Below are 19,809 nucleotides of genomic sequence, written 5' to 3'. Positions count from 1 at the left end.
ACTTACCGGGGTGCTATCCCGCAACAGCCGGTTCGCGCGGATCAGAGCCCCAGGCCTTCCATCGGCAGGCTCGGTGCCTCGCCCAGCACCCCTGCCCGCACGAGTGCCGCCGCCCCGCAGGCAAACGTCCATCCCAGATGCCCGGATCCGGTGTTCAGGTGCAGGCCCGTGATGGCGGTGGGGCCGAGGATCGGTGTGCCGCGGGCGCTCATCGGGCGCAGGCCGGTCCAGGGGGCCATCGTCTGCGGGTCGAAGGTTGCGGGGAGGCCGGTCAGGGTGCGCCGGCACTGATCGAGGACATTCGCCGCGCGCTCGATGTTCAGGTGACGGTCGCGGCCGGCAAATTCGGCGGTACCGGCCAGACGCAGGCGCGCCCCCAGCGGGGTCATCACCACCTTGTTGGCGTCATCGATCAGCGGCAGGTTCAGCCGGCAGTCGGCGTCCATCGGCAGGGTCAGCGAATAGCCCTTTACCGGGGCGACGGGCAGATGCAGCCCCAGCGGGCGCAGGAGGTCCGGGGCGTGGTAGCCGTTGGCGACCACGCAGGCCTCCGCCGCGATCGGCCCTTCGGAGGTCTCCACCGCGTCGATCCGGCCACGGTGGGTGCGCAGGCGCCGTACGGTGACGTTCGGGTAATAGCGGATGCCCCGGCGCTGGCCGATCGCGAGCAGCTGCTCGGTGAACCGTGCCGCGTCGCCGATGGCATCCCCGGGGAAGAACAGCCCGCCGCACAGGCGGTCGCGCACCGGCGCCAGTGCCGGCTCCTCCGCGATGATCCGCTCCACGTCCCAGTCCTCGAAGCGCACATCCTCATCACGCATCGCCTCGCTGGCGGCGCGATTGTGGGCCTGGCTGGCCGGGTCCTGGAACAGCTTCAGGATGCCGCAGCGGCGAAAGTCGAAATCCAGCCCCTCGGTCGCCAGTTCCCGCTGCAGGCGGTCGATCTCCCGGAGCGAGAACGCCGCGAGGCGGGCATTCAGGCGGGTGTGCTGCTCGAATAATTCCCGCCGACTGTGCCACAGAAAGCGCAGGCCCCAGCCGGCCAGCCCCGGCAGGGCGCGCGGGCGCAGCAGCAGCGGTGATTCGGTGCGGCCGAGAAAGCGCAGCAGGTCCAGGCCGACGCCGGGGGTGTTCCAGGGTTCGGCGTGGCTCGCATGCAGCATGCCGCCGTTGGCCTGGCTGGAGCCGGTGGCGGGGGCGGGGGCGGCATCCACCAGCACGACCTCGGCCCCGGCCTCCTGCAGGTACCAGGCGGTGGTCATGCCGATCACACCGGCCCCGATCACGACTACGCGCATCCGTTGCTTCCTCTGTCCAGATTGCTTATTGGCCGCTTGCCAGTCGTTGGATCACGTCGGTGTATTCGCGTTCCAGCCGTTTCGGCGACACCTTCTCGCGCGTGCCCAGTTCCTGGGCGAACTGCGAGACGCGAAACTCCTCGATGCGGTAGCGAAACGCGAGCACGTCGGGGTGGTCCGGCGCTCGCGCGATCAGCTCCTGTGCCTGCTGCCACAGCGGCTCGACCGCCACACGCCGGGCGCGGTCCTTGTCCGGCGCCTGGGTCAGGCGTTCCAGGCGCTTGTCGATCGCCTGCAGGTAGCGCGGCAGCTCGGGCAGCGTGTCGTGCGGGGTGCGCAGCAGGAAATCGGCCGGGACCAGCGCCTCGAGCTGGCTGCGGATGTCGCGCGCGGCCTCGATCCAGGACAGCGGCAGATCGCCCTGCAGCCGGGTGCGCAGGTCGTGCCAGTGGCGCAGGATCTCGGCGGCCAGGCGGGAGAGCTCCATCACCGTGGGCGAGAACTCGGGCAGGCTGGCCTCCAGGCGCTCTCCAAAGGCCTCGGCATCGCGCGGCCACGGCTCGGCCAGGAACACGCGGTCGGCCGCCGCCTCCAGGATCTGGTCGCGCAGGGCCTCGCAGCTGCCGAGTGTCGAGTAGTTCAGGCAGGCGCGTTCGATCTCCGGGAGCTGGCGGCGCAGGTCGCGGGCGGTCTTGCGCACGCCCAGCAGGAACAGCCGGCGCAGCCCCGCTCGGTGGGCGCGTGCGGCCCGCGCCGGGTCCGGTTCCAGCTCCAGCGAGACCGCATCGCCGCGGTCGACCAGGATCGGGAAGGCGCGCAGCTGCGCCCCCTGGTGGTCGAATTCGACGCTCTCCGGCAATGCGCCGAAGTCCCACTCGGTGATCCCCTCGCGGGTGATCTCGTCCGGGCGGCTGGCGTCGAAGTGGGCCTCGGCGCTGTCGCCCAGCCGGCGCTTCAGCGCGGCCAGGTCGCGGCCGCTGGCCTGCTCGTGGCCTTCCGGGTCGAGGATGCGAAAGCGCATCACCAGGTGTGGCTCGAGGTTCTCCGGGCGCCAGGCATCCAGCGGGATCTCGGTGCCGGTCATCGCGCGCAGGGCCTCGGCCAGCGCCGGGATCAGCGGGCCCTGGCGGTGCTCGATGCGCGCGAGCGCGGCCTGCGCGAAGTCCGGCGCGGGCACGAACTGGCGGCGCAGGCCCTTGGGCAGGCTCTTCAACAGGGCGGTCACGCGCTCCTCCAAAAGCCCCGGCACCAGCCAGTCGCCCAGCCAGTCGGGTACCGCGTTCAGCGCGGCGATCGGGATGGTCACGGTCACGCCGTCGTCTGGCAGACCGGGCTCGAAGCGGTAGGCCAGCGGCAGGCGCAGGCCCTCGACCTCCAGATGGTCGGGGTAGGCCCCTTGCGGGAGCGCGGTGTCCGGCTCGTTCAGCAGTTCCGCACGGTCGATTCGCAGGGCGTCGGGGTCCCGCTTCTCGGCCTTGCGCGCCCAGGTCTCGAAGCTTGTGCCGTCGGTGATGTCTTCCGGCAGGCGGGCGTCATAGAAGTCGAACAGGCGATCCTCCTCCACCAGCAGGTCGCGCCGGCGCCCGCGCGCCTCCTGCTCGGCGATCTCGGCCACGGCCTCGCGGTTGGCCTGTACCCCCTTCGAGCGGGTGCGCAGCTCGCCGCCGACCAGGCCCTCGCGGATCATGATACGCCGCGCCTCGGCCGGGTCGTGTCTTGCGAAGTCCACCGGCTTTTTCGGGGCGACGACCAGGCCGTACAGGGTGATGCGGTCGAAGGCCCCGACGCGTCCGCTGCGACGCTGGAAGTGCGGCTCGAAGATATGGTGCTTGAGCAGATGCGCCGCCGCGGCCAGGATCCAGTCGGGCTCGATACGGGCATTGTCGCGGGCGTAGACACGGGTGGTCTCGGCGATCTCCGCACTCATCACCCAGGCGGGTTTCTTCTTTGCCAGGACCGAGCCGGGGTGGATCTGGAAGCGGCGGTTGCGCGCGCCGAGGTAGTCGCCGCGCTCGGTCTTCTGCCCGATCTGGCTGACCAGCCCGGTCAGCAGTGCGCGGTGCACGGGCTCGGCGTCGGCCGGTTCGTGGTTCGGCTTCAGGTCCATCTCGCGGGCTTGGCGCAGCAGCTGCACGCGCAGTTCCTGCCACTCGCGCATGCGCAGGAAATTCAGGAAGTGCTCGCGGCACCAGCGTTTGAGCGCATTCGAGCCGAGATCCTCGCGCGCGGTGTGCCAGGCCTCCCACAGCCGCAGCATGCCCATGAAGTCGGAGCCCTCGACCTGAAACTCCCGATGGGCCTGGTCCGCCGCCTGGGTGGCCTCGGCCGGGCGTTCGCGCGGGTCCTGCAGCGACAGGAACGCGGCGATAGTCGCGGTCTCGGTCACGCAGCCGTGGTCGGCCCCGGCCAGCAGCATTGCACCGTGGCGCGGGTCGATGGGCATGCGTGCCAGCTGGCGGCCGCGCGGGGTGATGCGCCCGCGCGCGTCCACCGCACCCAGCTCCTCCAGCAGGCGGTAGCCGTCCTTGACCAGGCGTGGATCGGGTGGATCCACGAACGGGAACTGGCGCGGCTGACCGAGCTTCAGCGCGGCCATCTGCAGGATCACCGAGGCGAGGTTGGAGCGCTGGATCTCCGGGTCGGTGAAGGGCGGGCGCAGGTGGTAGTCGTCCTCCGCGAACAGCCGGATGCAGATGCCGGGGCCCAGCCGTCCGCAGCGCCCGGCGCGCTGGTCGCAGGCGGCCTGCGAGATCGGCTCCAGGCTCAGGCGCTGCACCCGCGAACGCCAGGAGTAGCGCGAGACGCGGGCCAGACCCGAGTCGATCACGAAGCGGATGCCGGGGACGGTCAGCGCGGTCTCGGCGACGTTGGTGGCCAGCACGATGCGCCGGCCGGCGTGCGACTGGAATACCCGCGACTGCTCGCGCGCGGACAGGCGCGCGTACAGTGCCAGGACCTCGGTGTCGGCGCGCACCTGGCCGCGCAGGGCCTTGTGGGCGTCGCGGATCTCGCGCTCGCCGGGCAGGAATACCAGGATGTCGCCGGGGCCGGCGCGCTCGCATTCGGCCACCGCCTCGCGGATGCCGTCGAACAGGTCGCGCTCGCCGCGACCGGCGTCTTCGTCCTCGTCGGCCGCGTCTTCCGGCTCGATCGGGCGGTAGCGCAGCTCCACCGGGTAGGTGCGTCCGGCCACGGTCAGGATCGGGGCGTCGTCGAAGAACGCCGACAGCCGCTCCGGGTCCAGCGTCGCGGAGGTGATGATGATGCGCAGCTCCGGGCGTTTCTTCGATAGGCGCTTGAGCACGCCCATCAGGAAGTCGATGTTCAGGCTGCGCTCGTGCGCCTCGTCGACGATCAGGGTGTCGTAGGCGCGCAGCTCCGGGTCATGCGCCAGCTCGGCAAGCAGCATGCCGTCGGTCATCAGCTTGACCCAGTTGTTCGGCCCGGTCTGGTCGGAAAAGCGCACCTTGAAGCCGACGGTGGAGGTCTTCTCACCCCCCAGCGTGGTGCCCAGTTCCTCGGCGATGCGGCTGGCGACCGAGCGCGCGGCGATGCGGCGCGGCTGGGTGTGGCCGATCAGCCCGGTCTCGCCGCGCCCGGCCTCCAGGCACAGCTTGGGCAGCTGGGTGGTCTTGCCGGAGCCGGTCTCGCCGCACAGCACCAGTACCGGGTGTTCGCGGATCGCGGCGACAATGCGCTCGCGCTCGGCGTGGATCGGCAGGTCGCCGGCATAAACGGGCTGGGGGCGCAGGCGGCCGCGTTCGGCGCGGCCCCCTTCGGCGTGGTCCAGGCGCTCGGCGAGGGTGCGGGCCATGCGGTCGCAGGGCTGCCCGCGCTTCTGGCGCTGGCGGGCCCGGCGCAGCAGGTCCGTGAGGTCCTTGCGTTCGGGGCCGGCGGGCAGCGCCTCGATACGGGCAGCGAGGGCGTCGAGATCCGGTGCGGGGGCCGGTTCCACGGTCAGCCCTGGTAGCGCAGACGCAGGGCCTCGATGTTCTCGGTGCGCAGGCGCTCCAGCGCCTGGCGCACGCGGTCCTCGTCACTGAACGGGCCGAGGTACACGCGGTACCAGGTATCACCCTGGATCTCGACCTCGTGCACCTGCGGGTCGAGGCCCAGCAGGGTCAGGCGGGCCTTCATCTCGTCGGCCTGGGCGAAGCGGCGGAACGACCCGGTTTGCAAGACCACCGGCTCCCCCTCGCTGGGGGATGCGGCGGGCGGCAGGGTCGGGGCAGGGGTGTCGCGCTCGGACTCTGGTACGCGGATCTCGTCCTCGGGCAGCAGCTCGTAGTAGCGAAACCGCGGTTCGTCGTCCGACGGTACGGTGTCGCGCTCCACGGGGGCCGGGGTCGGGGCCGGAGCGGCGGTCTCGGCTCCCGGGTCGCCGAACAGCGCGCCCAGGTCCGGTGAGCGGTCGGCCCCCTGCAGGTACAGCACGGCGGCAATGCCCAGCCCGATCAGCAGGCCGATCAGCATCCACACCCAGCCGGGGATCGGGCGCGCGGCCTTGCGCGGGGTGGACTTGCGACGGGTCTTGCGGGCCTGGGCCATGGTCTACATCCGTTCCGGGGCGGTCACGCCCAGCAGGCGCAGGCCATTGTGCAGCACCTGCTTGGCCCCGGTCAGCAGGGCCAGGCGTGCGCCGATCACGGCGGCATCCTCCGCGTTCAGGAATGGCACCGCGTTGTAGTAGGCGTGAAAGCCGGCAGCCAGCTCGCGCAGGTACTGGGCGATCTGGTGCGGCTCGCAGGCCTCGGCGGCCGCCGCGATCACCTCGGGGAAGCGGTCGAGCCGGTCCAGCAGGTCGTCTTCCTGCGGCTCGGTCAGGCGCTCGGACAGCCCGGCGTCGTCCAGCGCGCTGGCGGCATGGCCGCGCTCGGCCGCAGTGCGCAGCACGCTGGCGATGCGCGCGTGGGCGTACTGGATGTAGTACATCGGGTTGTCGTTGGACTGCGACTTGGCCAGGTCCAGGTCGAAGTCCAGGTGCTGGTCGCAGCGGCGCTGCACATAGAAGAAGCGCGCGGCATCCGAGCCGACCTCGTCGCGCAGCTCGCGCAGGGTCACGAACTGCCCGGCGCGGGTGGACATCGGCAGGCGTTTGCCCCCGCGGTAGAGGATCGCGAACTGCACCAGCAGCACGTCCAGGCGGTCGGCCTCCAGGCCCAGGGCCTGCAGGGCGGCGCGCACGCGCGGGACGTAGCCGTGGTGGTCGGCGCCCCAGATGTTGATCACGCGCTCGAAGCCGCGCTGGAACTTCTCGCGGTGGTAGGCGATGTCGGAGGCGAAGTAGGTGTAGTCGCCGTTCTCGCGGCGCACCACGCGGTCCTTGTCGTCGCCGTAGTCGGTGGAGCGGAACCACAGGGCTCCGTCCTTCTCGTACAGCGCGCCGTGCGCCTCGAGATCCTGCACCGCGGCATCGATCGCGCCGGAGTCGGCCAGGCTGCGCTCGGAGAACCAGCACTGGTACTCGACCCCGAACTCGCGCAGGTCGTCGCGGATGTCTTCGAGGATGGCGTTCAGGCCGCAGTCGAACACCGTGCGGTACAGCTCCGGGCCCAGCAGCTCGCGGGCGCGGGCGATCACCGCGTCGATGTAGATCTCCTTGTCGCCACCGGCCGGCTCGTCCGGCGGGAGGTCGCGGGTGACGGCCTCGGTCGCGTGCACGGCCTGTTCGCCGATCTGTGCGGTCAGGGCCTCGGCGACCGGGTAGATGTAGTCACCCTGATAGCCGTTGGCCGGGAACGGGACCTGCACCCCGTGCTGTTCCAGATAGCGCAGCCAGACGCTGGCGGCGAGGATGTTCATCTGCCGCCCGGCGTCGTTTACGTAGTACTCGCGGGTGACATCGAAGCCGCAGAAATCCAGCAGGTCGGCGACGGTGGCGCCGAACGCCGCGCCGCGGCCGTGGCCGACATGCAGCGGGCCGGTGGGGTTGGCGGAGACGAACTCCACCTGCACCGGGCGACCGCCGCCCACGCTGGAGCGGCCAAAGTCGGCGCCCTGGGTGGCGATGCGGCCGAGCACCAGCGTGCGGGCATCCGCGGCCAGGCGGAAGTTGATGAAGCCGGGGCCGGCGATCTCGGTGGCGGCGAGACCGGGTACCTCGGGCATTGCGGCGCTGAGGGCCTCGGCGAGGTCACGCGGTTTGCTCTTGGCCGGGCGCGCGAGCTGCATCGCGAGGTTGCTGGCAAAGTCGCCGTGCTCGCGGTCGCGGGCGCGCGTGACCTGCACCTCGACACCGTGATCGGCGGGTACACGGCCATCGGCCACCAGGGTCTCCAGGGCGGCCGCGAGGGCCTCGGTGAGGGTGTCTTTCAAGAGGGGCTCGATCCGTCGTGTAAAAAGGGCCGCATTCTAACCCGGAAGCGGCGCACGTGCCGCCCCGGCACCTGCCGCGGGAACGGGTCAGGCGAGCGAGACGGGGTCGATGTCGATGGCGATGCGGGTGCCGCGCGGCAGGTCGTCGGCCTGCCAGGCGTGGCGCGCCTGTGCGAGGCCCTCGTGCAGGGGGTTGCGGCGCGTGGACTGCAGCAGGATCTGTTCGCGGAAGCGGCGGTTGACGCGGTGACGCGGCGCGGGGGCCGGGCCCAGTACCCGCAGGCCCTCGGTCGCGGCGCTGCGCAGGTGGGTGGCGACGCGCTCGGCGTGGCGGCGGGTGGTCTCGGCATCGCCGGCCTCGACCCGGACCAGGGCCAGGTGGCCATGGGGCGGCAGCTCGGCAGCAGCGCGTTCCTCCAGCAGGGGCGCGACCATTGCCGGGTAGTCGGCGGCATCCAGGCCGCGAATCAGGGGGTGGTCGGGATGCCCGGTCTGGAGCAGCACGCGACCGCCGCCGGAACCACGCCCGGCGCGGCCGGCGGCCTGCACGATGAGCTGGAGGGTGTTTTCCGTGGCGCGCAGGTCGACGCTGAACAGGCCCTGGTCCACGTCGATCACACCGACCAGTCCGACCTGGGGGAAGTCGTGACCCTTCGCCAGCATCTGGGTGCCGACCACGATCGCGGCATCCAGCTGGCGGATACGGTCCAGTGCCGCCTCCAGCGCGCCCTTGTGACGGATGCTGTCGCGGTCCAGGCGGATCAGGGGGGTGGTCGGGAAGTGCCGCGCCAGGGCCTGTTCCAGCCGCTGGGTGCCGAGGCCGCGCTGCGCCAGCGGCTCGCCGCATTCCGGGCAGCGCTGGGGGCGGGGTTCCTGGTGGCCGCAGAGGTGACAGACAGCGCGCGGGTTGTGCGCGTGAATGGTCAGTCGGGCATCGCAATCCGGGCACTCGGCCACCCAGCCGCAGGCGTCGCAGGCCAGTACGCGGGCGAAGCCGCGGCGGTTGAGCAGGAGAAAACACTGGTGGCCGGCCGCCAGGGTCTGCTGCATGGCGTCGAGCAGCGGGGCGGTCAGGCCCTCGTCCGGGAGGTGTACGCGCGTGTCCACGGTCTCGACGGTGGGTGGTCGGGTCCCGTCCGGGCGTGTGGTCAGCCGGGCGTGGGCGTAGCGGCCCGTGGTGGCCGCGTGCAGGCTCTCCAGGGTCGGGGTGGCGGAACCCAGAACCACCGCGGCCTGCTCCAGCTGGCCGCGCTTGATCGCCAGGTCGCGGGCGTTGTAGCGGAACCCGTCCTGCTGCTTGAAGGCGCTGTCGTGTTCCTCGTCGACGATGATCAGGCCGAGGTCGGGCAGCGGGGTGAAGAGGGCCGAGCGGGTGCCGACGACGATGCGGCGCTGACCCTGGCGGGCGGCCTCCCAGGCGCGCAGGCGTTCGCCCTCGGCCAGGCCGGAGTGGAGCAGGGCGACCTGCCCGGGAAACCGTTGCTGGATGCGCGTGCTCAATTGCGGGGTCAGGGCGATCTCGGGGATGAGGAACAGCACGGCGCGCCCGCCTGCCAGCACGCGGTCGGCCATCTGCAGGTAGACCTCGGTCTTGCCGCTCCCGGTCACGCCCTCCAGCAGCAGCGGTGCGCCGGTCCCGGGTGTCAGGGCCTCCACGGCCGCGCGCTGGTCGGGGGTCAGATCGTGGTCGCTGGTGGTCGGCGGTGGCGGCTGTTTCGGGTCGGGTGTGATCGCCTCCAGCCAGCCACGCCCCTCGTAGTCGCGCAGTTCGCGCGGGGCCAGCTGCAGGCCGGTCGCGGCGGCCAGGGTGGCGCGATCCAGGGCCGTGGCCGCGTGTCCCGGCTCCAGGGCGCGGAGGACCGCCTGCTGGCGCCGACCGCGCGCGAGGCCGTCGGCCAGGGCGCGGGTGCCCTCGGGGGTGATCCGCCACAGGGTTTCGGGGGTGAGGGCCGGCAACGGGTCGCCGTGGCGCAGGGCCGGTGGAAGTGCCCCCAGCAGGGCCTCGCCCAGCGGGTGATGGTAGTAGCGGGCCCCGAATCGCAGGAGCTCCAGCAGGCGGGGCGAGAGGAGCGGTTCGCTCTCCGGGGCCTCGTTCACCGCCCGCAGGCGTGCGGGCGGCACGTCACTGGTGGTCGCCAGATCGACCACCAGCCCGACCGTGGAGCCGCGGCCGAAGGGCACGCGAACCCGCTGTCCGGGCGTGAGCGACAGGCCTTCGGGGATGCGGTAGTCAAACAGCCGATCCAGGGGGCGATCCAGCGCGATGCGGGCGATTCGGGGCGCGACGGGCATGGGTCCAGTTTACTGCGTCGGGGCCCGGGAAGGGGGAGTCGGTTGTCTCAGGGTGGGTCGGGTTGTTATCCACAAAAGCTGTGGATAACTCTGTGGGTGAAACGGGGGGAAGGGCCCTAAATGCTTGTTACTGCTGGGGGCGTCTTGGATTGGCCAAAAATCGACCAGAAGCCAAAAGAATCGAATAAACAGATAGTTACGGGGTTTATGTGAAACGGAGTGCGCGCTCTGTGTGCTAAGCGGCCGTTGGTTTCATCGCTTGTGGGTAGTCTGTACAGGGTGTGTACAATTGTGACGCCGTCCCGGGTGTTCATCGGGCCTTGAGGAAACAGTGATTCATGCGCACGCAAAAGCGACTCGAGCGCCAGTGTGTACATTGAGCAGTGTTTCCCGAGCCAACAAAAAACCCGGCACCGCGAGGCGGTTGGCCGGGTTTCGGTGGCGGGACCCGTATCCGGATCTCGCATTTGGGGCGGGCTACTAGCCGAGGGCCTTGACCGATGCCACGAGCTCGGCGGCCACCTTCTGGCCGTCGCCGTAGAGCATCTGGTTGTTGTCGGCGTAGAACAGGTGGTTCTCGATGCCCGAGAAACCGGAACCCTTGCCGCGCTTCACGCAGATGACGTTGTGGGCCTGGTCGGCGTTCAGGATCGGCATGCCGTAGATCGGCGATTCCGGGTTGGTCCGGGCCACCGGGTTCACGACGTCGTTCGCGCCAATCACCATCGCGACATCCGCGGTCTTGAACTCCTCGTTGATCTCGTCGAGGTCGAAGATGATGTCGTAGGGCACGCCGGCCTCGGCCAGCAGCACGTTCATGTGCCCGGGCATGCGGCCCGCGACCGGGTGGATCGCGAACTTCACGTCCACGCCGCGCTTCTGCAGCAGCTGGGTGAATTCCCAGATCTTGTGCTGCGCCTGCGCGACGGCCATGCCGTAGCCCGGCACGATGATGACCTTCTCGGCGTAGGCCATCATGATCCCGGCATCGTTGGCCTGGATCTCCTTCATCGTGCCTTCGATCTCTTCCTCGGCGCCGCCGGCGGAGCCGCCGAACTGGCTGAAGAGGATGTTCTTGATTGGGCGGTTCATCGCCTTGGCCATCAGCTGCGTGAGCAGCGTACCGGCCGCGCCGACCACGATACCGGCGATCATCAGCGCCGGATTGTCCAGCACGATCCCCTTCAGGCCGACCGCCAGGCCGGTCAGGGCGTTGTACAGCGAGATGACCACGGGCATGTCGGCGCCGCCGATCGGCAGCGTCATCAGGATGCCGAAGGCCAGCGCCAGGACGAAGAACAGCAGCAGCGTCACCGAACCGATCTCGCCGCCGCCGGTGGCCATCATGAAGCCGAGGATTACGGTGATGGCAAAGATCGCGATGTTCACGACCTGCTGGCCCGCGAAGGTGAAGGTCTTCTTCATCAGACCCTGCAGCTTGGCGTAGGCCACCAGCGAGCCGGAGAAGGCCACCGAGCCGATCAGCGAGCCGGTCACGGCGATCGCCAGGCCGGTGTTGCTGACCGTTTCCGGGGTCGCCTGCAGCAGGTAGATCGCACCGATACCGGCCGCGGCGCCGCCGCCCATGCCGTTGTACAGCGCGATCATCTGCGGCATGTCGGTCATCGCGACCTTCTTGCCGCTCCACCAGGCCAGCGCACCACCAATGGCGATACCCAGGATGATCAGGGTGTAGTTCACGCCACCGGAGATCTCCGGATGCACGAAGGTCACGAGCGTGGCGATCACCATGCCCACGCCGGCCCAGATGATGCCCGGCCGCGCGGTGGTCGGCGAGGACATCTGCTTGAGGCCGACGATGAACAGTACCGCCGCCGCAAAATAGGCGAGGTTGATGATCATGCTCATGCGTTATCTCCCTTCTTGTCGTCCTTCTTGCTGGTCTTGAACATCTCCAGCATGCGTTCGGTGACGACGTAGCCACCCACGGCGTTGCCCGCGGCCAGGATCACGGCGACAAAGCCGATGGCCTGTTCCAGCGGGGTCGTGGCATGGCCCAGCGCGACCATGGTCCCGACCAGCACGATGCCGTGGACGAAGTTGGAACCGGACATCAGCGGGGTGTGCAGGATGACCGGCACCTTGGAGATGATCTCGTAGCCGGTGAAGGCCGCGAGCATGAAGATGTACAGCGCGATAAAGCCTTCGATGATCATGAGTTCGCTCCCTTCAGGGCCTCGCGGGTGGCCTCGTGCACGATCTCGCCGTCGCGGGTCAGCACGCTCTTGGCGATGACCTCGTCATCCCAGTCCGGCTGGAACTCGCCGCCCTCGGCGATCATCGGCGTGAGGAAATTGAGCAGGTTCTTTGCATACATCTCGGAGGCATGCAGCGGCACCTGCGAGGGCACGTTCAGCGGCGCGTGGATCACCACGCCCTTGTGCTTGCTGGTCTTGCCCGGCTTGGACAGTTCGCAGTTGCCACCACCCTCGGCCGCCAGGTCGATGATGACCGCGCCGGGCTTCATGCCCTCGACCATGTCCTTCGGGACCAGTTTCGGCGCGTCGCGGCCCGGGATCGCGGCGGTGGTGATCAGCACGTCGGCCTTGGAGATGAACTCGCCCAGGGCATCCTGCTGTTGTTTCTTCTCTTCCGCGGTCAGTTCGCGGGCGTAGCCGCCTTCACCCTCGGCGGAGACGCCCAGATCGAGGAACTTCGCACCCAGCGACTCGACCTGCTCCTTGGTGGCGGAGCGCACGTCATAGGCCTCGACCATCGCGCCCAGGCGCTTGGCCGTGGCGATCGCCTGCAGCCCGGCCACGCCGGCGCCGATCACGATGACTTTGGCCGGGCGGATGGTGCCGGCCGCGGTGGTCAGCATCGGGAAGAAGCGGCAGGACAGATCCGAGCCCATGATCGCGCCCTTGTAGCCGACCACGGCCGCCTGCGACGACAGCACGTCCATGCTCTGGGCGCGCGAGATGCGCGGGATCAGCTCCATCGCGAAGCTCAGGATCTTGCGCTCCTGCATCGCCTTGACCACGTCCGGATTGCGGTGGGCATGGAACAGGCTGACGACGGTGGAGCCCTCCGGCAGCTGGTTGACCTCTTCCACCGTCGGTGGGGCCACGCGGACCATCAGGTCCGACTGGCCGTAGGCCGTCTCGGTATCGACCACGGTGGCCTTCTCGTAGGCCGTGTCCGGGAAATGGGCATTGGAGCCGGCACCCTTCTCCAGCTGCACGGTGACGCCCAGATCGCTGAACTTGGCCGCCACCGTCGGATCCAGGGCCACGCGACGTTCGCCGCTGGCGGACTCCTTGGGAACGGATAATTTGATTGCCATGCGCTCTCTCCCCGGGCCAAACGTCCCGGTACTCCCCTGGGACGATCAGCCGCGCTCGCGGGTGGTGAAATCGGATGCGGCACGCCTGAAGCGGGCATGCCGCACAAAAAACGACCCGCGAGTGTAGCGGAATCGCCCCCGTGCTTAAACCGTGTCCTGCGCTTGCAGGGTCTTGTTCCGGGCCGCGGAGCGTACGATACCTCGGGTCATGGCGTTGTAATTGCTTTGTTCTCGAAGGCTGTTTATTGTTTTTCCGGTCAGTGTTGCGCTGAGGGAGACGCGGGCGTGCGATTCAATCAGCGTCTCCCAAAGGGGGCATGGATTTGTTCACTCGACCCCGCGTGAGCAAATCCGTGTTTCCTTGAGACGGGACGGGTCATGTTGCCGAACGAGCATCAGGTCCTGCGCACGGACGCCGCGGGCATGCCGCTGGAGTGGATCGGCCTGGAGCAGGCCGTGCGCCTCTACTACACCGAGCAGGTGGCCTACACCTGTGGCAGCCCGCTTTATCGCATGCGCGGCGGCATCAACGCCCGCACCGGGCTGCAGTCGCGGGTCGAAGTCAACTCGATCATCGCCACCTTTGGGACCCGCCAGTCCCGCTTCAACGACTACATCCCCCCGCTCAACAACACCACGCTGTTCCGCCGCGATGCCCACCTGTGCCTCTACTGCGGTAATGCCTACCCCGAGCGCGACCTGTCGCGCGACCATGTGACCCCGATCAGCCAGAACGGCGAAGACACCTGGACCAACGTGGTCACCGCCTGCAAGCGCTGCAACAACCACAAGGCCGGGTTTACGCCGGAAGAGGCGGGGATGCAGCTGCTGGCCATCCCGTTCACGCCCACGCACGCGGAATACATCTTCCTCAAGGGCAAGCGCGTGCTCGCGGACCAGATGGAGTTCCTGCAGGCACACTTCCCGCGCACCAGCCCGTTGCGGGGCCGCCTCGGCTGATCCCGGCCCGGCGCGCGGGCCGCCCCCGCCGCGGTATCCTTGCCACACACCCGATCGGGTCCTGAACCAAAATGCCCCTCGGGCACTCCGACAGGGAGTCCCCGTACCCCATGCCTGCAAGGAGCCCCATGAAGTACTTCGGAGAAGCGGATTATCGTCACGGCCAGGCGCGCGACGTCGGCGTATTGCTGACCAACCTCGGCACGCCGGACGAACCCACCGCGCCCGCTCTGCGCCGCTACCTGAAGGAGTTTCTCTGGGATCCGCGCGTGGTCGAGGTCCCGCGCCCGATCTGGTGGCTGATCCTCAACGGCGTCATCCTGAACATCCGTCCGAAGCGCTCGGCGGCCAAGTACGCCACCGTCTGGACGGACGAGGGCTCGCCGCTGCTGGCGATCTCGAAGCGCCAGGCCGAGGGCGTGCGCCGCCGCCTCGCCGAACAGACAGGGGAGGCGATCCCGGTTGCGCTGGGCATGCGCTATGGCAACCCGTCGATCGCCGCCGGGCTGGACGAGCTGCGCCGCCAGGGCGTGCGCCGCGTGGTCGTCCTGCCGCTGTACCCGCAGTACTCGGCCAGCACCAACGGCTCCACCTTCGACGCCGTGGCCGAGGTACTCAAGGGCTGGCGCTGGGTGCCGGACCTGCAGTTCATCGCCGCCTATGACGCCCAGCCCGGCTATATCGAGGCCCTGGCCAACAGTGTGCGCGAGCACTGGAAGGCACACGGCCAGGCCGACCGCCTGGTGATGTCCTTCCACGGCATCCCCAAGCGCTACCTGCTGCAGGGCGACCCCTACCACTGCCTGTGCCATGCCACCGGGCACAAGCTGGCGCAGGCGCTGGGGCTGAACGACGACCAGTGGCAGGTGACCTTCCAGTCGCGCTTCGGTCGCGAGGAGTGGCTGCAGCCCTATACCGACAAGACGATGGAGGCCCTGCCGGGGCAGGGCGTGCGCTCGGTGGATGTGATCTGCCCCGGTTTCTCCGCGGACTGCCTCGAGACCATCGAGGAGATCGGCGACGAGAACCGCGAGATCTTCCAGGAAGCCGGTGGCGAACGCTTCCACTACATCCCGGCCCTGAACGACCGCGCGGATCACCTCGACTTCCTGGCCGGGCTGCTGCACCAGCATCTGGCGCCGTGGCTCAACGATCCGGACAACGCCCCCGAGGCGCGTGCCGCGGCCCGCGAGCGCGCGCTCGCGCTGGGCACCAAACAGTAACGCTGCGATGGAACGACCCGTGATGGCCGAACGGGAGCAAGCGCCCACCGAGACGGGCGAGATCGGCGCCGTGATCATTGGCGACGAACTCCTCAGCGGCAAGCGCCGCGACCGGCATCAGGCACACCTGACCGAGGCGCTGGGGGAGAAGGGCCTTGAGCTCGCCTGGTTGCGTATCGTTGGCGACAACGCGCGTGTGCTGGCGCAGACCTTCCGCGAAACCCTGGCAAGCGGCGCCGAGGTGTTCAGCTTTGGCGGCATCGGCGCGACCCCGGATGACCGGACCCGCGCTTGCCTGGCCGAGGCCCTGGACCGGCCGCTGGTGCCGCACCCGGAGTTCATGGCCATCCTCGAGGAGCGCTTCGGCGCCGAGGCCTGGCCCCACCGCGTGCGCATGGCCGAGCTCCCCGAAGGCGCCAGCCTGATTCCCAACCCGGTCAACGGGATCCCCGGCTTCAGCTGCGAACGCCACCACTGCGTGCCCGGCTTCCCGGCCATGGCCGAGCCGATGGCCCGCTGGGTCCTGGAGCAGCGCTTTCCTGACCGCGACGCCGCCGCCGGCGCCATCGAGGAAACCCTGCGCCTGGAGAACGTTACCGAAAGCCGCCTCGTCCCGATCCTCGAGGCGATGGAGGCGGCCTTCCCCGACCTGCGCATCTCCTGCCTGCCGCGTATGGACCGCCAGGCCCCGCAGGTCGAACTGGGCCTGCGCGGCCCGCGCGCCCGCGTCACCGAGGGCCAGGCGGCCCTGCGCCAGCACCTGATCGCCGGCGGTTTTCTGAGCCACTGACGCCGTTCGAGCATACCCCGTCGAAAGTGCTTGCGCGCCGGGCCGGGCGCGGTATATTGCGGCTTTGCAGGCACTCGCCTGCGCGCCGCTTTGGCGGCCCGAATGGAAGACCCCGCCCGTGAATCTGCCCGTTCCCGGCCCCGAGTGGTCGGACCTTGCCGACACGCTCCCGTCCCGCGCGCCAGCGGTCATCGAATCCCCGGTTCCCGAGGGCCGTGAGCCGGCAGGCTGGCTGGATGCGCTGATGCGCGATCAGCGGTGTGTCTGGCCCGACTTCCTGCCTGAGGAGACGGTCGATGCGCTGCATGACGAGATCTACGCCCTGCGTGATGCCGCGCAGCTGGCGCAGGCGCGGATCGGTCGGGGTGGCGAGCGCCATCGCGACCGGGCCACCCGCGGTGACTGGATCCACTGGCTGGATGGTGCCAGCCCGGCCCAGCAGGCGTTCATGGAGCGCCTGGATGCGATACGGCTGGAGGTGGGCCGGTCGCTGATCCCGGGCCTGTTCGAGACGGAATCGCACTTTGCCCTGTACCCGCCCGGCACCCATTACGCCCGGCATGTGGATGCCTTCCAGGCCGGCAACTGCCGCCGGCTGTCGCTGGTGTTCTATCTGAACCGCGACTGGCACGAGCAGGACGGCGGCCAGCTCGCGATCTATGACGATGCCGGCCGCGAATGCCAGCGCATCCAGCCGACGGCTGGCACGCTGGTGATGTTCCTGAGCCAGACCGTGCCGCACGCGGTCCTGCCCACCCACCGCTGGCGCGCCAGCATCGCCTCCTGGATGCGCGTACGCGAGCTTGCCAACCCGCTCGCCGGGCTCGACCGCTTCTGACGCTTCTGAAACCGGTCGCGGCGCGTTCTTGCAGCCTGCGGCGCCGGCGCCCATGATCGGGAGAGGGCCTCAGCGCCCTTCGGTCGAGCGCAACGCGGCGGGCCAATATGGGCAAGAGCCGGCAAAGGCAGGGCAACAATCGCCTCCCCCGAGACACGTCGCCTGACGTGCCCCTGCAGCCCTCTTCGGCTTCGATCTGGGCCGAGCGCTATCAGTTGCGTGACGCCCGGGGCGAGCCGGTGGATGCCTCGGTCGAGGCGATGTTCGACCGTGTCGCCCTGGCCCTCGCGGCGGTCGAGGCGCCGGAGAAGCGCGCGCCGATCGAGCGCGAGTTCCGCTGGGCGCTGGACAATGGCGCCATCCCGGCCGGGCGGATACTGGCCAATGCCGGGGCCGAGGTGTACAAGCCGCAGACCACACTGATCAACTGCACCGTATCGCGCACGATCCGGGACTCGCTGCAGGCCATCCTCGATGCCAATACCGCCGCCGGCCTGACGCTCAAGGCCGGGGCCGGGATCGGCTACGACTTCAGCACCCTGCGCCCGAAGGGTGCGCTGGTCGCGGGTGCGGGCGCGCCGACCAACGGCCCGGTCGCGTTCATGCAGATCTTCGACCAGACCTGCCGCACCATCGGCGCGGCCGGTGGTCGCCGCGGGGCGCAGATGGCAACGCTGGACATCGGTCATCCGGATATCGAGCGTTTCATCCTCGCCAAGCGCTGCAAGGGGCGGCTGACCCAGTTCAACCTGTCCGTGCTGGTGCGCGATGCCTTTCTGGAGGCCGTGGAGCGCGACGACGAATGGGCGCTCGCCTTCCCGCTGCTGCCCGTCGAGCAGGACCGGGTGGCGACATCCGAGCTTGTCTATCGCGACTGGCCGGTGGTCGAGGACGGCTACCGCGTCGACGACCAGGGCCGGGTGGCCTGCCGTGTCTACCGCTGTGTGCGCGCCCGCGAGCTGTGGGACACGCTGATGCGCAGCACCTATGACGTCGGCGAACCCGGCGTCATCCTGATCGATCAGGTCAACCGCCAGAACAACGCCTGGTTCGACGAGGTGATCCGCGCCACCAACCCCTGCGGCGAGGAGCCGCTGCCGCCGGACGGGGCCTGTCTGCTGGGGTCGGTGAACCTGACCCGGTTCGTGTCCGCGCCGGTCAGCGCCGACGCCGCCTTCGACTGGGAACGCTTCGAGCGGGTGGTGCGCGTGTTCACACGCATGCTGGACAACGTCGCGGACATCTCCGGGCTTCCGCTGCCGGAGCAGCGCGCCGAGATGCTGCGCAAGCGCCGCCACGGCATGGGCATCCTCGGGCTCGGTTCGGCGCTGGCGATGCTGGGGGAGGCCTACGGATCCGAGTCGGCCGCCGACTTCACCGCAGAGGTCTGTCGTCGCATGGCGCTGGAGAGCTGGCGCGCCGGACTGGAGCTCGCGCGCGAGAAGGGCCCGGCGCCGATCATGGACGAGGACTTCACGCTGACCGCGGACATGCTCCGGCGTCAGCCGGCGCTGGCCGAGGCCGGCTATCAGGTCGGCGACGTGCTGAAGGGTCGGGAGCTGCATGCCCGCTTCAGCCCCTACATGCAGCGCATCACCGAGGAGGACCCGGCGCTGGTCGCGGCGCTGGCCGAGGAGGGCGCGCGCTTTACCCACGCGACCTCCATCGCGCCCACCGGGACCATCAGCTTCTCGGTCGCCAACAACGCGAGCAACGGCATCGAGCCAACCTTTCTCCACCACACCACGCGCAACATCCGTCGCCCCGGGCGGCGCACCCGCGAGGCCGTGGACTGCTACTCGTTTGAGCTGCTGGCCTACCGCGCCCGCGTCGATGCCGAGGCGGGGCCGGGGGATCTTCCCGCCAACGCGATCACCGCGGATCGGGTCAGTGTGGATGCCCACATCCGCATGCAGGCCGCCGCGCAGCCGTGGGTGGACTCGGCCATCTCCAAGACGCTCAACGTCCCGAGCGATATCCCGTTCGAGGACTTCCAGCAGGTCTACCTGCAGGCCTGGCGCGTCGGGCTCAAGGGCTGCACCACCTACCGGCCCAACCCGCAGGCGCAGATGGGCGTGCTGATGGACCCCGAGCGCCTGCGCAGCACCTGGTACACCTTCACCCTGGCGGACGGCCGGGAACTGACCCTGCGTGGCGACGAAGAGGTCGAGTACGAAGGCCAGATCCACACCGCTGCCAATCTCTTCGCCGCGCTGGACGAGGGCTATTACGACGACGTCTGACGCCGTCGGGGAGGACACGATGCACCGGATCGACCAGCCCATCATCGCCTTTCGCCGCTCGGACACCCCGCAGGGCGAGGGCGCGTCCGGCAGCGACGATCACCCGCTGGGCAAACGCATTCCGTCGCGCCCCGAGGGCGAACTCGAGTCGGTCACCGAGAAGGTGCGCTACTGGACCCAGGACGGGCCGCAGACGGTTTATCTGGTGGTCAGCTTCGTCGCCGTCTCCGGCACGGTCAGCGGCGAGCGCGTGACCATCGAACGCCCGATCGAATTCTTCCTGCCCACCGGACAGCACTCCGAGTCCTACCAGTGGATCTCCGCCACTATGCGCAGCCTGTCGCTGGCGGCCCGTGGCGGCTACGCCGCCCGCGCCCTGCGCGACCTGCGCAAGGTCACCTGGGACCGCGGCCCGGTCCGCTGCGGCGAAAACGAGTACGGCAAGCCGCTGTATCACCCCTCCGAGGTCGCCGCGATCGCCCACGCCCTGCAACGCATCCTCCAGCGCCGCGGCTTCCTCGACCCCGACGGCCACCCCCGCCC

General features: G+C 69.5%; 14 protein-coding genes. 6 read left to right on the top strand and 8 right to left on the bottom strand.

What is annotated here, in order from left to right:
- Positions 1–41: 41 nt before the first annotated feature.
- From F793_RS0103925 to F793_RS0103890, 8 genes are all read right to left on the bottom strand, one after another.
- Positions 42–1,298, bottom strand: coding sequence for an FAD-dependent oxidoreductase (locus F793_RS0103925; RefSeq protein WP_018882591.1), 1,257 nt, complete (start codon positions 1,296–1,298; stop codon positions 42–44).
- 25 nt (positions 1,299–1,323) lie between these two features.
- Positions 1,324–5,253 carry an ATP-dependent RNA helicase HrpA gene (hrpA, locus tag F793_RS0103920; RefSeq protein ID WP_018882592.1) on the bottom strand — a complete coding sequence of 1,310 codons (3,930 nt, stop codon included), beginning with the start codon at positions 5,251–5,253 and terminating at the stop codon, positions 1,324–1,326.
- A 2-nt stretch (positions 5,254–5,255) separates the two neighbouring features.
- Entirely contained in the window at positions 5,256–5,846 is a 591-nt protein-coding gene (locus tag F793_RS0103915; RefSeq protein WP_018879639.1) for an SPOR domain-containing protein, read from the bottom strand.
- A 3-nt stretch (positions 5,847–5,849) separates the two neighbouring features.
- Positions 5,850–7,613 carry an arginine--tRNA ligase gene (argS, locus tag F793_RS0103910; RefSeq protein ID WP_018882593.1) on the bottom strand — a complete coding sequence of 588 codons (1,764 nt, stop codon included), beginning with the start codon at positions 7,611–7,613 and terminating at the stop codon, positions 5,850–5,852.
- Positions 7,614–7,700: 87 nt separating this feature from the next.
- Positions 7,701–9,905: a primosomal protein N' gene (locus F793_RS0103905; protein ID WP_018882594.1), complete on the bottom strand. Its 2,205-nt coding sequence runs from the start codon at positions 9,903–9,905 to the stop codon at positions 7,701–7,703.
- Positions 9,906–10,385: 480 nt separating this feature from the next.
- The gene (locus F793_RS0103900) at positions 10,386–11,774 is read right to left on the bottom strand and encodes an NAD(P)(+) transhydrogenase (Re/Si-specific) subunit beta (RefSeq protein ID WP_018882595.1); all 1,389 of its coding nucleotides are present in this window, start codon (positions 11,772–11,774) and stop codon (positions 10,386–10,388) included.
- Entirely contained in the window at positions 11,771–12,082 is a 312-nt protein-coding gene (locus tag F793_RS0103895) for an NAD(P) transhydrogenase subunit alpha (RefSeq protein WP_017942675.1), read from the bottom strand. Before F793_RS0103895 ends, F793_RS0103900 begins: the two co-directional genes overlap by 4 nt.
- On the bottom strand, positions 12,079–13,212 hold the full coding sequence (locus F793_RS0103890; RefSeq protein WP_038037147.1) for an NAD(P) transhydrogenase subunit alpha: 1,134 nt from the start codon (positions 13,210–13,212) through the stop codon (positions 12,079–12,081). The genes F793_RS0103895 and F793_RS0103890 overlap by 4 nt, the downstream gene beginning before the upstream one ends.
- A gap of 378 nt (positions 13,213–13,590) precedes the next feature.
- On the opposite strand from F793_RS0103890, the gene F793_RS0103885 reads away from it, so the two are divergent.
- The 6 genes from F793_RS0103885 to F793_RS0103860 form a co-directional block, all read left to right on the top strand.
- Positions 13,591–14,172 carry an HNH endonuclease gene (locus tag F793_RS0103885; RefSeq protein ID WP_018865548.1) on the top strand — a complete coding sequence of 194 codons (582 nt, stop codon included), beginning with the start codon at positions 13,591–13,593 and terminating at the stop codon, positions 14,170–14,172.
- A 128-nt stretch (positions 14,173–14,300) separates the two neighbouring features.
- Positions 14,301–15,395 carry a ferrochelatase gene (gene hemH, locus F793_RS0103880; protein WP_018882597.1) on the top strand — a complete coding sequence of 365 codons (1,095 nt, stop codon included), beginning with the start codon at positions 14,301–14,303 and terminating at the stop codon, positions 15,393–15,395.
- A 22-nt stretch (positions 15,396–15,417) separates the two neighbouring features.
- Positions 15,418–16,185 (top strand): molybdopterin-binding protein, encoded by a 768-nt coding sequence (locus F793_RS0103875; protein ID WP_018882598.1) that lies wholly within the window; start codon positions 15,418–15,420, stop codon positions 16,183–16,185.
- A 118-nt stretch (positions 16,186–16,303) separates the two neighbouring features.
- Positions 16,304–17,023 carry a 2OG-Fe(II) oxygenase gene (locus tag F793_RS0103870; protein ID WP_018882599.1) on the top strand — a complete coding sequence of 240 codons (720 nt, stop codon included), beginning with the start codon at positions 16,304–16,306 and terminating at the stop codon, positions 17,021–17,023.
- A 107-nt stretch (positions 17,024–17,130) separates the two neighbouring features.
- Positions 17,131–19,266, top strand: coding sequence for an adenosylcobalamin-dependent ribonucleoside-diphosphate reductase (locus F793_RS0103865; protein ID WP_038037149.1), 2,136 nt, complete (start codon positions 17,131–17,133; stop codon positions 19,264–19,266).
- Between the two features lie 19 nt (positions 19,267–19,285).
- On the top strand, positions 19,286–19,809 hold a 524-nt coding region (locus F793_RS0103860), incomplete at its 3' end, for a hypothetical protein (RefSeq protein WP_019592777.1).

Origin of the sequence: Thioalkalivibrio sp. ALE22, from assembly GCF_000381445.1 — a bacterium.
Taxonomy (GTDB): domain Bacteria; phylum Pseudomonadota; class Gammaproteobacteria; order Ectothiorhodospirales; family Ectothiorhodospiraceae; genus Thioalkalivibrio.
The sequence above is the reverse complement of the archived record's forward strand: the minus strand, read 5'-3'. Positions and strand labels throughout refer to the sequence as shown.

Excerpts from the sequence above, each read along its gene's own strand:
- F793_RS0103925 (WP_018882591.1), bottom strand. The coding sequence starts at position 1,298 with ATGCGCGTAGTCGTGATCGGGGCCGGTGTGATCGGCATGACCACCGCC.
- F793_RS0103915 (WP_018879639.1), bottom strand. The coding sequence starts at position 5,846 with ATGGCCCAGGCCCGCAAGACCCGTCGCAAGTCCACCCCGCGCAAGGCC.
- F793_RS0103905 (WP_018882594.1), bottom strand. The coding sequence starts at position 9,905 with ATGCCCGTCGCGCCCCGAATCGCCCGCATCGCGCTGGATCGCCCCCTG.
- F793_RS0103900 (WP_018882595.1), bottom strand. The coding sequence starts at position 11,774 with ATGAGCATGATCATCAACCTCGCCTATTTTGCGGCGGCGGTACTGTTC.
- F793_RS0103895 (WP_017942675.1), bottom strand. The coding sequence starts at position 12,082 with ATGATCATCGAAGGCTTTATCGCGCTGTACATCTTCATGCTCGCGGCC.
- F793_RS0103890 (WP_038037147.1), bottom strand. The coding sequence starts at position 13,212 with ATGGCAATCAAATTATCCGTTCCCAAGGAGTCCGCCAGCGGCGAACGT.
- F793_RS0103885 (WP_018865548.1), top strand. The coding sequence starts at position 13,591 with ATGTTGCCGAACGAGCATCAGGTCCTGCGCACGGACGCCGCGGGCATG.
- hemH (WP_018882597.1), top strand. The coding sequence starts at position 14,301 with ATGAAGTACTTCGGAGAAGCGGATTATCGTCACGGCCAGGCGCGCGAC.
- F793_RS0103875 (WP_018882598.1), top strand. The coding sequence starts at position 15,418 with ATGGCCGAACGGGAGCAAGCGCCCACCGAGACGGGCGAGATCGGCGCC.
- F793_RS0103865 (WP_038037149.1), top strand. The coding sequence starts at position 17,131 with ATGGGCAAGAGCCGGCAAAGGCAGGGCAACAATCGCCTCCCCCGAGAC.